Annotated in this window: 10 protein-coding genes; 7 read left to right on the top strand and 3 right to left on the bottom strand. The window is 52.3% G+C overall.

What is annotated here, in order from left to right:
- The first annotated feature begins 75 nt into the window (after window positions 1-75).
- From MRY86_RS09255 to MRY86_RS09245, 3 genes are all read left to right on the top strand, one after another.
- Window positions 76-1,275: an FAD/NAD(P)-binding oxidoreductase gene (locus MRY86_RS09255; RefSeq protein ID WP_363325441.1), complete on the top strand. Its 1,200-nt coding sequence runs from the start codon at window positions 76-78 to the stop codon at window positions 1,273-1,275.
- A gap of 511 nt (window positions 1,276-1,786) precedes the next feature.
- Window positions 1,787-2,911 (top strand): FIST C-terminal domain-containing protein, encoded by a 1,125-nt coding sequence (locus MRY86_RS09250; protein WP_293567991.1) that lies wholly within the window; start codon window positions 1,787-1,789, stop codon window positions 2,909-2,911.
- A gap of 127 nt (window positions 2,912-3,038) precedes the next feature.
- Window positions 3,039-5,108 carry a response regulator gene (locus tag MRY86_RS09245; RefSeq protein ID WP_293571290.1) on the top strand — a complete coding sequence of 690 codons (2,070 nt, stop codon included), beginning with the start codon at window positions 3,039-3,041 and terminating at the stop codon, window positions 5,106-5,108.
- On the opposite strand, the gene cysM is transcribed toward MRY86_RS09245, so the two are convergent.
- Complete coding sequence (gene cysM, locus MRY86_RS09240) at window positions 5,081-5,965, bottom strand: cysteine synthase CysM (protein WP_293565713.1); 885 nt, start codon at window positions 5,963-5,965, stop codon at window positions 5,081-5,083. The two genes, MRY86_RS09245 and cysM, sit on opposite strands and share 28 nt — an antisense overlap.
- 156 nt (window positions 5,966-6,121) lie before the next feature.
- Here cysM and MRY86_RS09235 point away from each other — a divergent pair, with 156 nt between their 5' ends.
- A complete protein-coding gene (locus MRY86_RS09235; protein ID WP_293565715.1) occupies window positions 6,122-6,859 on the top strand; it encodes a DUF3667 domain-containing protein in 738 nt (245 codons plus the stop codon).
- A gap of 7 nt (window positions 6,860-6,866) precedes the next feature.
- Here the strand turns inward: MRY86_RS09235 and MRY86_RS09230 are convergent, their stop codons facing one another.
- Together MRY86_RS09230 and MRY86_RS09225 are read right to left on the bottom strand one after the other, a co-directional pair.
- The gene (locus MRY86_RS09230; RefSeq protein WP_293565717.1) at window positions 6,867-8,696 is read right to left on the bottom strand and encodes a UbiD family decarboxylase; all 1,830 of its coding nucleotides are present in this window, start codon (window positions 8,694-8,696) and stop codon (window positions 6,867-6,869) included.
- Between the two features lie 161 nt (window positions 8,697-8,857).
- Window positions 8,858-9,520, bottom strand: coding sequence for an START domain-containing protein (locus MRY86_RS09225; protein ID WP_293565718.1), 663 nt, complete (start codon window positions 9,518-9,520; stop codon window positions 8,858-8,860).
- A 141-nt stretch (window positions 9,521-9,661) separates the two neighbouring features.
- Between MRY86_RS09225 and thyA the strand changes: the two genes are divergently transcribed.
- The 3 genes from thyA (at window position 9,662) to MRY86_RS09210 (ending at window position 15,648) form a co-directional block, all read left to right on the top strand.
- Entirely contained in the window at window positions 9,662-10,567 is a 906-nt protein-coding gene (gene thyA, locus MRY86_RS09220; protein WP_293565720.1) for a thymidylate synthase, read from the top strand.
- 269 nt (window positions 10,568-10,836) lie between these two features.
- On the top strand, window positions 10,837-12,267 hold the full coding sequence (locus MRY86_RS09215) for a c-type cytochrome (RefSeq protein WP_293565722.1): 1,431 nt from the start codon (window positions 10,837-10,839) through the stop codon (window positions 12,265-12,267).
- Between the two features lie 36 nt (window positions 12,268-12,303).
- Window positions 12,304-15,648, top strand: a complete 3,345-nt coding sequence (locus MRY86_RS09210; protein WP_293571288.1) for a TAT-variant-translocated molybdopterin oxidoreductase — start codon at window positions 12,304-12,306, stop codon at window positions 15,646-15,648.
- Window positions 15,649-15,684: the final 36 nt, after the last annotated feature.

Here is a 15,684-nt window from a genome sequence, read left to right as displayed (position 1 = left end):
CGTTGCCTGAGTAGGCGCTGTGGCACAGGCTTGTTAAAGCGCTTACCTGCCTTATCCTTTCCAAATTAAAAGTGAATGAACATGCCACATTATCAAGTCGTCGTTGTTGGGGCAGGCTCTGCTGGCCTTACCGTTGCCTCGCAGCTTATGAATACATCTAATCCGCCTCAGGTTGCTATTATCGACCCGGCTGAGAAACACTACTATCAACCTTTGTGGACGCTTGTCGGCGCCGGCATTTTCCCAAAAGAGGAGTCCGAACGAGATCAGGCTGACTTTATTCCCTACGGCGCCACCTGGATAAAGGAATACGTCGATAGCTTCCAGCCAAAAAAGAACGTACTGACCCTCAAGAACGGGGAAAGTATTTCCTACGATGTGCTGGTCGTCGCTGCCGGTATTCAGATCGACTGGGATAAAATCCCGGGCCTGAAGGAAAGCGTAGGCAAGCCGGGCACTGGCGTCGTGAGCAACTACGCTTACGAAACGGTGGACGCCACCTGGGAGGCAATCCGAAGCCTGAAAAGCGGCAACGCTATCTTTACACATCCTTCCACGCCTATCAAATGCGGGGGCGCTCCGCTAAAGATTTGCTTTCTGGCTGAAGAGCACTGGGCGAAAGCCGGCGTGCGCAAGAACGTCAACGTCAAGTTTGTCAAAGCCGGCCCTGGCATCTTCGCAGTGAAAAAGTATGCCGATGCCCTGACTAAAGTGGCCGATCGCAAGCACATAGAGCGCGTATGGCAAACCGAGCTGGTTGCCCTGCGCCCGGACCAGAAAAAAGCGGTGTTCAAAAACCTCGAAACCGATGAAGAAACGGTGATGCCTTACGAGATGATCCATGTGACCCCGCCGATGAGCGCACCGGCCTTTATTGCCAACAGCCCGCTTGCCGCCGAAACCGGCTGGGTGGAAGTCAATAAGGAAACCACACAGCATACTCGATTCGATAATGTCTTTGCTCTGGGCGATTGCAGCAACCTTCCAACCTCCAAGACAGGTGCAGCCATCCGCAAGCAGGGCCCGGTGACGGTTGCAAACGTTCGGGCTTATCTTGAAGGCAAAGAGATGAGCAAAAAATATGACGGTTATACCTCTTGCCCGTTAGTCACAGGCTATGGCAGCCTGATTCTGGCTGAGTTTGATTACGACAAGCAGCCCATGGAGTCCTTCCCCTTCGATCAGTCGAAGGAAAGGTACAGCATGTATGCCTTAAAAGCCTACGGCCTGCCGCGTATGTACTGGCATGGGATGCTTAAAGGGCGGGAGTTCTAGCCGATGTAGCACTTACCATTAGCTTTAGTGCCCGGGTGCTGTTTGTTTAGCGTCCGGGCATTTGTCTTCTTTCCTAAGTCCGGTGAAATAGAGTTATCAGCCATTAGGAAATCAGTGCTGGGCTACAAATTTTTAGCACGCATTAGCGAAAAAAAATTTTGAATGCGGTTAAGTTTTTATACCTTTACTGAACATACACTATTTACCATCTGTTAGTCCCCTTAAGAAACGCTAAAGAACAGCAACAGTCCCCCGTCTTAACCTCGTTTACCTTCCTTTATCACATTGAATTGCTTCAACGCTACTGACACTAAGTATAGTGCAGCTTTCTAAGGGCATTATATTCTGCGTTGAAAAGTCGGAATAGTACGTCTAAGTTTTCCAATCCATTGATTTAACTACGCTGCTATGCGCGTCAGCATTGCAGGTCTATGCACTTAGCTTATCCTTACGAAACCTTTGTTTCATTCGCACTGTGCCTATTGGTGCAATGCCAAAGCTAAATTGAATAATGTACATTCAGTCTGACGACTACAACGTAATAGCAGATACTATTCTGAGGCAGGAAATCCGGCCCCACGACTTGATGGTATTGCTGGTTGCAGAATCAGACGCGCTGGATGCGGAGGCCTTAATAGAGCGCCTGAATAAAGCGGAGGTGCCTTTTATCGGAGGCGTTTTCCCCGGTGTCATTCACAACAGCAAGTTGTACAAACAGGGCGTGGTAGCTAAAAAATTACAAGCGATAGCCCCTCCGGTTATCATGTCTGGGTTAAATACCCCCGGCTACAATTGGCCGGACCTGAAAACGGTTTTATCGGGCCCTGCAAAGCCTGTAACCGCCTGGATCATGATTGATGGCCTGATGTCGAATATTGCTCACTTCCTCTCCGGGCTGTATGACCGGCTCGGAGATCAAGTCAATTTCATCGGTGGTGGGGCGGGTTCCCTTTCGCTCAAACAGCAACCCTGTCTGCTTACCCCGGATGGATTGTTTCAGGATGCCGCTGTGATTGCCTTTTTGGATTACGACACCCACCTTGGTGTCAAGCATGGCTGGAAACGCCTGGCAGGCCCGATTGTTGCGACCCGGACTTCCCAAAATGTGATTTATGAACTCAACTGGGAAGAAGCATTCAGTGTGTACAAAAACTACATCGAAAAGGATTGTGGTTGCTCTATAACTAAGGACAATTTCTTCGAGGTGGCCAAAGGTTATCCTTTTGGGATCTACAAGTCGAATGCAGAAGAGGTGGTCCGCGACCCCATTGCCGTCAATAATGAGGGCGGTCTGGTCTGCGTAGGAGAAGTACCGGAAAATACGGTGTTGAATATCATGAAAGGCACCGCAGACAACCTTATTACATCAGCTGCCGAAGCGGTTGAAGAAACGCTGTCCCGTTCCCAAACTACCCAGGCTATGGTCAGGCACACTATGGTGGTGGATTGTGTGTCAAGAGCCCTTTTCCTGGAAGACCGGCACGAAGAAGAACTTGAACAAATTAACAAGCGCATCAAAGCGGTGCGCTCCGAAGTCAGCCCGCAGGGCATGCTTAGCTTAGGCGAAATATCCTCCTACGGAGAAGGCTATCTGGAATTTTTCAACAAAACGATCGTTATAGGGTCACTTTACTGAATTCGTTAGCCTTATTGAAAACACCCGAAAACCCAACAGACAAACACAAACACTAAACAGCACGCTGAACACAAACCAATACCTTTGGTCTGTGAACAGGTGCTTTGAACAACAACACTTCACTGACATGGATAAGATCGTTCGCGAAATATCCGATCTGTACGAATTGTCGCTGACCATTGGAGCGGGGCTTGATGCCTATTCCAATTGCGAGCAATTCCTCTCGGTCTTGTTAGCCCGCCGCAACCTGGCTTACGGTGCGGTATGGGTGGCGGAGCAGGGGCTTCAAAGACAGCCTAATGCTTATCAACTGCTGTGCGCCCGCCCGGCCTGCAAAGCGGCTCAGGTCAAGCTATCCGCTTTAGATCCAATTATAGCAGCCTTAGACCAGGATACCATACAGGTCTGGGCCGCTGAAGAAGCTCCATTCTCTGGCTTTCTAAAAGCCAATCAAATCAACAAGGGCTACGTTGCCCTGCTGCTATTAGGGCCCGGTGCATTCATGCTTCTTCAGGGCGCTTCGGAGGCTGCGCTGTCAGACCGGTCCCTTCGGCAACTGAGGCCTGTGCTCAAGAAGTTTGCCGTTGCCATTGAAGGTTGTATGGCACACGAGCGGTTGCGGGAGGAAACGCGTCAGCGCAAAGTCGCTCAGGAAGAGGCAGAAGTGGCCCGCCGTGCGCAGCAGCAATTCCTGGCCAACGTCAGCCACGAGATTCGCACGCCTATGAATGCCATGTTGGGTATGGTCCACCTGCTGCGCGACACCAACCTCGACAGCCACCAACAGGAGTACCTCAACGTCATGCGGTTTGCTTCCGACAACCTCATGGACCTCATCAACAACATCCTGGATGCTTCCAAAATCGAAGCTGGAGAAGTGGTGCTGGACCCGAAGCCATTCGATCTGCATGGCTTGTTCAGCGGGCTGCATCAGTCCTGGCAATTGCGTATAAAAGATAAACCGGTACAGGTGCGATATGAGCACGATTTGCCAGAGAGCACTTCCTTTATTGGCGACTCTATGCGTTTGCAACAGATCATGAACAACCTGCTCAACAACGCCAGCAAGTTCACCGAATCCGGCACCATCAGCTTGTCTGTTTGCATGCTCAGCCAGCGTGGAGACAAAGCCGACCTGCAAATAAAAGTAGGCGATACCGGGCAAGGGATCGAGGAAGAGCACCTCCCTCATATTTTTGATCAGTTTAAGCAAGGCCGGAAAGCAGTAGGGCAGGGGCATGCCGGCACAGGGCTGGGCTTGTCCATTGTACGTGAATTGCTGGCCCTAATGGATGGCGTAATATCCGTCGAAAGCGAGCCGGGTGCAGGATCGGTATTCACCATTGACCTGACCCTGCCGGTTCAAAAACAAGTAGCCAAAGCACCGGTTGCTCCCGTGCCAGCTGGTCAAAATCAACTGTCGGGCATCAATGTACTGGTGGCCGAGGACAACCGGATGAACCAGAAACTGGTGGAGCGGATTCTTGAAAAATTTGGCTGCGAAGCAGAAATCGTACCCGATGGGCTGGAGGCCATACGCCGCTGTTCGCATAAGAAGTACGACATCATTCTGATGGACATTCATATGCCAAAAATGGATGGACTGGAGGCATCGAAGCGCATCCGGGTATCAGGCCGGAATAAAAAGACACCAATTGTAGCCCTCACCGCAGCCGCCCTCCTGGAAGAACGCAACCACGGCCTGGCTTCCGGAATGAATGACTTTGTCACGAAGCCCTTTGCCCCGGATCTCCTGAAGCGGGTGATGATCAAATGGCTGGAAGATACTGCTCCGCAGGGCGAAGAAGATCATGCACCGAAGGCAGAAGAGTCTCCGGCGGAACAAATTGACCTTTCCTACCTGCACGCCATGAGTGGTGGAGATGAGGCCTTTATCCAGGATATGATTCAGACTTTCCTGAAAGAAATTCCGGAGATGATCCAACAGGTGGAAGCAAACCTGCAGGGCCGGCGGCCAGAAGCGCTCTATAGCGTGGTCCACAAATTCAAGCCCAGCTTGTCTATGCTCGGCTTAAAACAACAGGAAAAAGCCTGTGCCAAAATAGAGCGTATGACCAAAGAAAGCCCTCCGGATTGGAGCGCCCTGCAATCGGCCTGCCACAAGCTTTTAAGCGTTATTGGTAAAGCTCAGCACGACCTGCAGCACCATTATTCAAAAATACCGGAAGAAAGGTAACGGTCGCCCCGGTCGCAAATGATGCAGACGATAAGACCCTCATCGAGGGTTTCCGCGAGCCGTGAAGCCGCAGTAACTGCCCCTCCGCTGCTCATGCCGGAAAAGATGGCTTCTTCCTGCGCCAGGCGGCGCATCATAGCCTGCGCATCGTCCTGAGAGACATCAATGATCTGGTCTACCCGTTCCGGGTCGTAAATTTTGGGCAAAAATTCGGGCGACCAGCGCCGGATACCGGGTATGCTAGAGCCATCGGTTGGCTGGACGCCTACGATCTGAATTTCCGGGTTTTGCTCCTTCAAAAAGCGGGAGGTGCCCATGATGGTGCCAGTCGTGCCCATGCTGGAAACGAAGTGGGTGACCTGTTCTTTGGTATCTCTCCAGATTTCCGGCCCGGTGGTGTGGTAGTGGGCGCCCCAGTTGTCAGGATTAGCAAACTGATTGAGCATAAAATAGCCGCCCTCAGCCACCATCTCTTCCGCCACCTGCCTGGAATACTCAATCCCGCCTTTCTCGCCCGGCGTAAGAATGACCTCTGCCCCGTAAGCCCGCATGGCTTGTGCCCGCTCTGCCGTAGCCGTATCTGGCATGAGCAGCGTGATTTCAATGCCAAAGCTCCGGGCAATCATCGCCAGGGCAATACCTGTATTCCCACTTGTGGCTTCTACCAGCTTCATGCCGGGCTTCAGGTCTCCGCGGTCCATAGCCCCTTTAATCATGCCATAAGCCGCCCGGTCTTTCACACTGCCGCCCGGATTTTGCCCTTCGAGCTTCCCAAAGACGCGTACGCCTGGTTTGCTAATGATATTCTTGATTTCTACCAGAGGCGTATTGCCAACGAGCTGTAGGATAGAGGACATGGATTTAAGTTTTATCTTGGGTTTACTTATATTTTAAGATAACGATCCTTTTAAGATTTGGGTTGGATTTGCAGCAGCTAAACTTTTACCATCAAAATAGTCAAAAATGGATCCCACGCCCAAAAAAGCCCTAACTTCATAGCTCAAAGCTGGAATATGTCTACTTTAAACACCTGCACCATCTGCCAAACCGAACTACAGGGAGATTACTGTTCCTCCTGCGGTCAGCGCTACCTTGGCAGGCGCGTCAATACCTGGGATGTGATTGGTGGCTGGCTGTCAGGCCTGCTGCTGCCGGAGCGCTCCCTGTTGGGCACTTTCCGGCAATTATTGACGAATCCCCGCTACATCGTCAACAACTACTGGTCGGGATTCCGTGGGTACTACCTGTCGCCCAGCCAGCTGGTGGTGTACATGCTCTTCATTTTCGGCCTTCACCTGGCTTTGGTCAACCAGGAAATCCTGGGCATCACGGTGAATGTGAGTGGGGTTTCAGATTCCCTAAAGGCGTTCCTTTCGCCTCAGCTATTCCTGTTCCTTTTGATGATCCCGATGCTGGCCCTTTCTACAGCCGCTGTTTACTACCCGCATAAGCATAGTTTCCCGGAGCACTTCACTGCCGCTATCTATCTCTTTGCACTTTGGGCCATCCTGTTCACTCTGCTTTACGATACGCTCTACCTCCTCTTAGGCATCGAGCTGGGCTCATTGCCTTTTTGGTTCTTTGGTGTCGTATTCCTCTGGAGTGCACGTGTGTTTAGCCCCGAAGGCAGCGCCTGGTACCGGGTATTGTTAAATGCAGTCCTTTCTATCCTTATGCTTGCCCTTATTTTCGCTATCCTGCTCGGCATTGCCTACTTGCTGGACCCGGAAGGGGTAATAGAGCAGGGGTAGTTGCATATCACCCCCACTTTTCCAGTAATCCACCTTTTTTGAAGAAACGGTCGGCCTTCGCTTCCGCGTCCTTATCCGTAATCAAAGGCGGAGCATGGTGCGGCTTAATCCGCGCATCGATAATCACCGGGCCCCGGCAGCCCCAATGCTTGTGCTCCACAAAGGCATCCACGCCGTGAATGTCGTGAGAGGGATTGGCCCGGGTAAAAGCCGCCCAAAGGAAATTGTTGACCGGTCCGCTGAGGAAGTCGCTGTCATCGCAGAGGACAATCATCGGGATGCCCGACCAGTCAAAGGGGCGAAGGTGATGAGCCAGGGTTTCCGCTTCTTTATAGGAAGCTTCACCGGTAAATCCAGGCCCCTGTACCGCCAAGATACCCGGCTGGACAAACTTCGGATTGCCAAATCCGCCGGGCAGGCTGAGATCAACCGGGAGTTCGGCGCTCAACTCGCGGCGCTTATCCCCGCAGCAGGCCACAATGACCTTAGACCCGGCATTCCATCCAGTGCCGGAGTAGTCGAGGGTGTCAATGGTCGTTTTGGTCTGAAAGTGCAAATCCCGGGTCAGGTCAATGCGCTCCAGCACATGGCGGAAAAAGCCGGGGATATCATGCGTGCTCAAATTCGGCGCATCTCCATCGGCAGCGATAAACAGGAACTTGGCCAGGGAAGTCTGCCCGGAGCCAATGATGCGGTTCGCCTGCGTGAGGATTTCTTCCGGCTTGCGCTCCCGGAATGGCATATACCGTTCACTGCCAATCGCCAGTAAAAGCGGGTGCACACCTGCCGCATCCACTGCATTAATTTCTTTAATCCCCGGAAACTCCTGAGGTGTCAGCAGCTTGACCAGCTGATGGATGAGGTAGCCAAAGCTTGAGTCTTCCTGCGGTGGCCGGCCCACCACGGTAAAGTGCCAGACGGCATCCCTGCGGTGGTACACCTTCTCCACCTCCATCACCGGGAAGTCGTGCTCCAGGCTGTAGTAGCCCAGGTGGTCACCAAATGGCCCTTCCGGCTTTTTCTCTCCCTTGCGGATGATGCCCGTGATAACAAAGTCGGCATCGGCGGATAGGACATGCCCGTTCTGCCGCACATAGCGGAAACGCCGCCCGCCCAGCATCCCGGCGAAGGTCAGCTCCGAAAGCCCTTCCGGCAACGGCATGATAGCCGAAAACGCATGGGAAGGTGGCCCACCCACAAAAATAGACGCCCGGAAGGGTTCGTCGCTTTTGTTGTACTGCGTATGGTGTACCCCGATGCCCCGGTGAATCTGATAGTGCATGCCGACTTCCTTGTCCGGCACATATTCGTTCCCCGACAACTGAATGCGGTACATGCCCAGGTTGGACTGCATGATGCTCTTTTCACCGGGAGGCAGGGTGAACACCTGGGGCAGGGTGACAAAAGCCCCGCCATCCATCGGCCACGATTTTATTTGCGGCAGCTGGCTGACCGTAGTGGTACCATGCAAGATAGGCGCGCCCATCCGTTTCTGCATCGGCAAAGCCGAAACAGCCGTAAAGGGTGCCGACAGGTAACGCATAGGGTTTTTGAGCAGATTGGCTGGGTCCGCCTTGAGCTCAATGACTTTTTGCACCTTGTCTATAGTATGGCGGAACAGAAACTCTGTCCGCTCGAAAGTCCCGTAAATATTAGACAGGGCAGGGAAGGGGCTGCCTTTTACGTTTTCAAAAAAAAGCGCGGGCCCCTCCGCATCATAAATACGGCGGTGGATGCTGGCGATTTCCAGATTGGGGTCAACTTCTTCTTTGATGCGGACAAGTTTGCCGTGGCGTTCCAGGTCGCGCACTGCTTCCATCATACTGCGGTAAGCCATAATTCCAGTGGATTGAGTCGTGAATGCCTGACTATTTAAAGTGCAACATGAACAGCGGCTTCATGAGCGAAAAAACCAGTAAGTCATTAAAACCCGTTGCACTGGTATAGTCATTTTCCGGGAAAGTCAACACCGGCGGTGCAGGAAAGTTGGGCGAAGTCTTACTTCAAAAACGCGAACTTCGCATTCTGATATTTCTCTGACTTTAGCATCTCCCGCATGCCCTTTACCGTATTCACCGGCCCATTGTCCACCACCATATTGACGAGCCAGGTGGGAATGGCGCCTCCTGGGTCCGAATGCAGGCGGTAGCTCATTTTGGTTTTTTTGTCCGACACCGGCGTCAGCTCATAGTGGATGTCGAGGCTGCGGATGCGGACGACGTCCTCCATTTCCTCCTTTTGATCGGGCTTGCCTTTTACATCAATATAGACCTTTCGGGTTTCCGGGTCTTGCCGTAGCCGGCTTTGTGCGATAAAGTCCCGGTCACTCATGGGCCACGGGAAGTCTACCTTGCAGTAATAAAGGCTGGCTTTGTCCTCCGCAGGCTTTAACCGGTAGGCCTCCTGGCACTTGTAGATCCACTCCTCGTAAACGGGGACATCCTTAAGCACGGCGACTACTGCATGCAGGGAAGCATCAAGCATGGTTTCAATTTTAATCTCTTTGACATCCGAGTTGGCGGCGTCCCGGACGTATACAGTTAGTCCGTCAGATTGGCGCTTGAGTGCCCACCCATCGTTGTTTTGTGCAGTGGAATGGCCATAGAAAAGACATAAAAAGCTGAAAACAAGAAGCTTAAGCGCGGAAGTTCGGTTTGTCATCGAAAAATTATTTTTATTTTTAACGCCTGAGTACTGTGCTGGTTGTCGGACGTTTTTATTTTTGTCCAACATTTTTACCACCCGGCGCATAGTCCCATCAAGCCAAAGCCACAAAATTGGCACAAACAAAAAGCATTCAGCATGCAGGCGTACCACGAGCTATTGCAGCATATTTTGGACAATGGAGTCCGCAAAGAGGACCGTACCGGTGTAGGTACGATCAGTGTCTTTGGGTACCAAATGCATATTGACCTGGCTGAAGGCTTCCCGCTGCTTACCACCAAGAAAGTCCATTATAAGTCCATTCTCCATGAGCTGCTGTGGTTCCTTCAAGGGGATACCAATATCCGTTACCTCGTCCAAAACGGCGTTCGCATTTGGAACGAGTGGCCTTTTCAGTATTACCTCAAAGCGAATGGCTTGGAAGGCCGCTATCCCAAGTACAGCCCGGAGTGGAAAGAGGAACTGAAAGCGTTCGAGGAAAAAATTAAGGAAGGCGCCGCTTTTGCAGAAAAGTGGGGAGAACTGGGCCCGGTATACGGCCGGCAGTGGCGCAATTTCGGTGGTGTGGACCAAATTGCCGATGTCGTAGCGCAAATCAAACGCAACCCGGACTCCCGCCGCCATATCGTCACCGCCTGGAACCCGCAGGATATCCCGGCCATGGCTCAATCGGGCCTACCGCCCTGCCATGTGCTGTTCCAGTTTTATGTAGCGGAGGGCAGGCTGTCCTGTCAGCTGTATCAGCGTTCAGCCGATGTGTTCCTGGGCGTGCCCTTCAACATCGCCTCCTATGCACTTTTAACGATGATGGTGGCACAGGTATGCGAACTGAAACCCGGCACATTTGTCCATACATTCGGAGACGTACACTTGTACAGTAACCACATAGACCAAGCCCGGCTGCAACTTACGAGAACACCGCGCAAGTTGCCAATGATGAAGATCAACCCTGAGGTAAAAGACCTCTTCGGGTTCACCTTTTCAGACTTTGAACTGATGGGGTACGACCCTCATCCTGCTATACGTGCGCAAGTGGCAGTTTGAGCGTTAGCATTATCCCCGGACGGTATATATTAATTTAATTTTGTTCATATATTAGGTGAGCAAACAATATTGCGCAAAACGAGGGTTTTGAAGCCTTCCTCAAGTCAAGTTTTCCGGGCGGTTAACGCCTTGTTTAGATAAGATCTAAATAGTGGAAGGTTTCGGACTTTTATTGTTAAATGAGTGCAGTGCATTCTATATTTGCGCTGACAATAGAATGACAGAACAAGCAATTGTCGATTTACCATAAAACTACAAGCATCATAAAGATGACATATAAGCAGTTGATTAGCCGAGTCCTTTTCCTCTTGGCGATGGCAGTTTTTGCGCTGCCGACAATGGCTCAGGAAGAAGGTGATGGTGGAGGTGCCGTAAATATTGACGAGGGCAAAACGCTCTTCCGCAACTATTGCGCGACCTGCCACAACAAGAACATGAAGGATGACCTGACTGGCCCTGCACTGGGCGGCGTTGAAGAACGCTGGGCGGATTATCCGCAGGAAGATCTCTATAAGTGGATCCGTCAGTCTCAGGCCATGATTAACGAAGGGCACCCCCGTGCCGTCGAGCTTTGGGACGAGTGGAAGCCAACCGTGATGAACAACTTCCTGAACCTTAGCGATTCGGAAATTGATAACATCCTTGCCTACATAGATGCCGTTTACACTGGCGCGGACAAGAAGAAAGATATAGCCGGTGGTGAAGCGGTAGCCGTTGTGGAAGAAAAGCCGAACAACACACCTTTATTCATCGCACTTGCTGTCATCCTGGCTATCCTTGCAGTCGTACTGGCCCGCATCGTTTCCAACCTTAACTACATGCTTCAGGTGCGCGAGGGCAACTCCGACGCCCGCCGTACTTCCCTGGTTGAGCTTCTGACGAGCAAAGGGCTGATCGCATTTGTCATTTTCGCGCTGGTTGTACTGGGCGGTTACACTACGGTCAACAACGCTATCATGCTCGGCCGTCAGCAGGGCTATGCTCCGGAGCAGCCGATCAAATTCTCGCATCAGACACACGCTGGTCTTCAAAAGATCGATTGCCAGTATTGCCACGATGGCGCCCGCCGCTCCAAGCACTCCGTCATTCCTGCAGCGAACACCTGTATGAACTGCCACCGTGCCATCAAGGTAGGCTCGCAGTACGGTACTGCCGAGCTGACTAAAATATATGCTTCTATCGGTTACGATCCTTCTTCTGATACCTACCTCGACGACTACGAGGAGATGAATCAGGACGACATCGAGAAAGTCTATAAGAAATGGATCGCCGATACTTACGTCAAAGAGAATGGCTCTATTGACAGCAAAGGTGAAGAGCTCATCGAAGAGCAGTGGGAGGGCATCGTCTCCTCACTGACCAATCCACATAAAAAGAAGATTCAGGGACCTATTGAGTGGGTGCGCATCCACAACCTGCCGGACCACGTGTACTTCAACCACGCACAGCACGTGACGGTTGGTCAGCTGGAATGTCAGACCTGCCACGGGCCAATAGAGGAATGGGAAGTTGCCAAGCAGCATTCTCCGCTTTCTATGGGCTGGTGCATCAACTGCCACCGTCAGACGGAGGTACAGTTTGATGACAACGAGTACTACAAGTCTTATACCCGCTACCACGAGGAAATCGCCAGCGGCGAGCGTGAAAAGGTGACGGTTGAAGACATTGGCGGTCTTGAGTGCCAGAAGTGCCACTATTAAACCTCATTAGCTGAATTGAATCTGAAAAAAGTAGCAATGAAGAATAAAAACAATGGTGTTTGGATCGGTGTGGACCAACTGCAAAACGATCCCAGCTACCTGGAAACAAACAAAAACGAATTCACAGAACTGCCTGTCGTTGACACCCTGTCTAAGCAGGGCGCGATGGATACGGAAGCTTCCCGCCGGGACTTCCTGAAATACCTCGGATTTGGTCTTGGTGCTGCCACGTTGGCTGCCAGTTGCGAAATCCCTGTGAAGCGCGCGGTACCTTATGTGGTCAAGCCGGATGAAATTGTACCGGGCGTCGCTACTTACTATGCTTCTTCCTTTGTGCAGGGCGGAGATTACTGCCCCGTGCTGGTGAAGACTCGTGAGGGTCGTCCCATCAAGATTGAGGGCAACACCCTTTCCAATATTACAAAAGGCGGTACGAGCGCCCGTGCGCAGGCCAGCGTGCTCAGCCTTTACGATACCAACCGTCTCGATGGTCCTTACCGGGTGAAAGAGGGCAAGATTCAGCGTTCTGCTGACCGCAATGAGCGGGGCCCGTCCTGGGAAGAAATCGACGGTGAAATTATGGGCAAGCTGACTGCTGGTTCCAGCATTCGGATCGTGGCGAACACCATCATGAGCCCAACGACTAAGAAAGCCATTGAAGATTTCAAAGCGGCTTACCCCAATACAGAAGTGGTCATGTACGACCCGGTTTCAAGCTCCGCCATCCTGGAAGCAAACGAAGCTTCCTTCGGTCAGGCGGTGATCCCGGCTTACCACTTCGATAAAGCTGATGTGATTGTCAGCTTCGATGCTGATTTCCTCGGCACCTGGATTTCTCCAACTGAGTTTGCCAACCAATACGCGACCAACCGCCGTATTAATAAGGTGAAAGGCGCGAAGATGTCCCGCCACATTCAGGTGGAAAGCCACATGAGCCTCACCGGTTCCAACGCGGACAACCGCATCATGGTGAAGCCTTCTGAGCAGGGCGCAGCTATTGTTGCATTGTACAACGCCGTTGCTGCCAAGACAGGTGGTGCCCGTGTAAGCGGACCAAACCTGGAAGGTGCCACGGCTGGCAAGATTCAAAAAGTAGCAGACGAGCTGGTCAGCAACCGCGGCAAGTCCCTGGTGGTTTCCGGCTCCAACAATAAAGGCGAGCAGATCCTGATCAATGCGATCAACAATATGCTCGGCAACTATGGCAGTACCCTGGACTTCAACGCCGCTTCTATGCAGCGTCAGGGTATGGACAAGCCGGTGCAGGACTTGGTGAAGGCGATGGGCGCCGGCCGGGTGGATGCTCTGTTCGTAATGGACGGTGCCAACCCTGCATTTGACCTGCCTAATGCAGCACAGTTCCGCGAGGCGGCCTCAAAGGTAGGGCTGAAGGTTTCCTTCTCCATGGTGCCTAACGAGACCGTAACCCTGTGCGACTACATCACACCTACCCACCACTACCTGGAAAGCTGGGGCGATGTGGAGCCTAAGCGCGGCCACTACAGCCTGATTCAGCCCACCATCGCACCGATCTTCAATACGGTAGGCCGCCCCGGCAGCCGTCAAACCGAAGAGAGCCTGCTCCGCTGGGCGAAGTACGATATGATGAGCGTGATGGGCGGTAGCAGTGCGGATAGCCTCGCAATCACCGAGAAGTCCAACCCCTACTACGAAAAGTCTAAGGAAGACGTTGGTGCTTTCATCTTCAACTACATGAAGAAGCACTGGCAGGAAAACCTGTTCCCTAAGCAGAATGGTTTCGCGACCTTTAAGATGTTTTGGGACAGCGTACTGCACGATGGCGTCTTTGTAGCTGAAGATACTGCTGAGGCACCTGCTTTTGCCGGCGATGTAAACGCTGCAGCAGGCATGGTGCGAAAGCCTTCCAATGCCGAACTCGAAATTTCCCTTTACGAAACCGTCAATATGGGCGGTGGCGCCTACAGCAATAACCCATGGCTTCTTGAGATGCCGGACCCGGTTAACCGCTGTACCTGGGGCAACTATCTCGCCATTCCAGTTGGCTGGGACGGTGGCAACGAGTTCACTTCTTTTATGGGGCTGAACCCGGACGAAAGCAAGGGTAAAGCTGATATTGTAGATGTTACGGTAAACGGAGCAGCACAACGTTGTACTGTGGTGCGGCAGTTTGGGCAGATGCAGGGCACACTAGCCATTGCACTGGGCTACGGCCGTACCGAAACCGGCATGCTGGGCCGTGCCATCGGCAATAATGTAGGTGTAGACGTTTACCCGTGGACTTCCTACGACGAAAACGGCAACGTACAGTACTATGCCACCGTAGATAGCGTATCTGAGAAAGTAGCTGAAGAAGACCGCTTCGCCTGCGTACAGTACCACCATTCAATGGGGCTGACCGGTGAAGATCCTGAAACCGGAGAGGAAATCAACGTCGATGAAAAGACGGTCATGACTATCGGAGAAGGTTTCCAGGGTGGTTTGGTTAACCGTTCGATCATCTACCAGGGAAGCTTGTCTGAGCTGGAAGACCTTTCTCACCACATCGAAGAAAAGCGGGCTGAGGCACAAAAGCTGAACAGCCACACCCTATATCCTTACGATGAGTACAAGGAGCAGGTGTATGATCAGGGCCACCACTGGTCCATGCACATCGACCTGAATGCGTGCATCGGCTGCGGTGCCTGTCAGGTAGCTTGTATTGCAGAAAACAACGTACCGGTAGTTGGCAAAACCGAGGTGGCACGCCACCACGAGATGACCTGGCTGCGGATTGACCGCTACTTCTACGGCGACTATGAGAACCCGAATGTGGTTTACCAGCCGATGATGTGCCAGCACTGCGACAACGCGCCTTGTGAGAACGTTTGCCCGGTAGCTGCAACCAACCACAGCTCAGAAGGTCTGAACCAGATGACCTACAACCGCTGTATCGGTACGCGTTACTGTGCGAACAACTGCCCTTACAAAGTACGTCGTTTCAACTGGCTCGACTACACCACAGCTGACCTGTTCGGTGCCAATGAGTACGACCTGAACGGCGAAGAAGCCATCCCATTTGGTGCAGACAACCTGACCCGTATGGTCCTCAACCCTGACGTGACGGTTCGTTCACGCGGTGTGATTGAGAAGTGCAGCTTCTGCGTACAGCGCATTCAGGAAGGCAAGCTGACTGCTAAGCGCGAGCAGCGTAAACTTCGCGATCAGGACGTGAAGACCGCTTGTCAGACGGCATGTCCAACCGGCGCTATCGTCTTTGGTGACGACAACGATAAGGAAGGCATCCTGGCAGAGCGTCTGGAAAACCCACTGAACTATCTGGTGCTGGAAGAAATCAACACCCAGTCAGCAGTGCGTTACCAGGCACGTGTCAACAACAAGAACGAAGAACTCGATGCATAAAGCTAGTGGGGAGCTTGCTCCCCACCGCTTCAATAA

The sequence above is a fragment of the Phaeodactylibacter sp. genome (assembly GCF_022763345.1).
Lineage (GTDB): Bacteria > Bacteroidota > Bacteroidia > Chitinophagales > Saprospiraceae > Phaeodactylibacter.
Note: the sequence above shows the minus strand (reverse complement) of the source record. Positions and strands in the feature narration are given on the sequence as shown.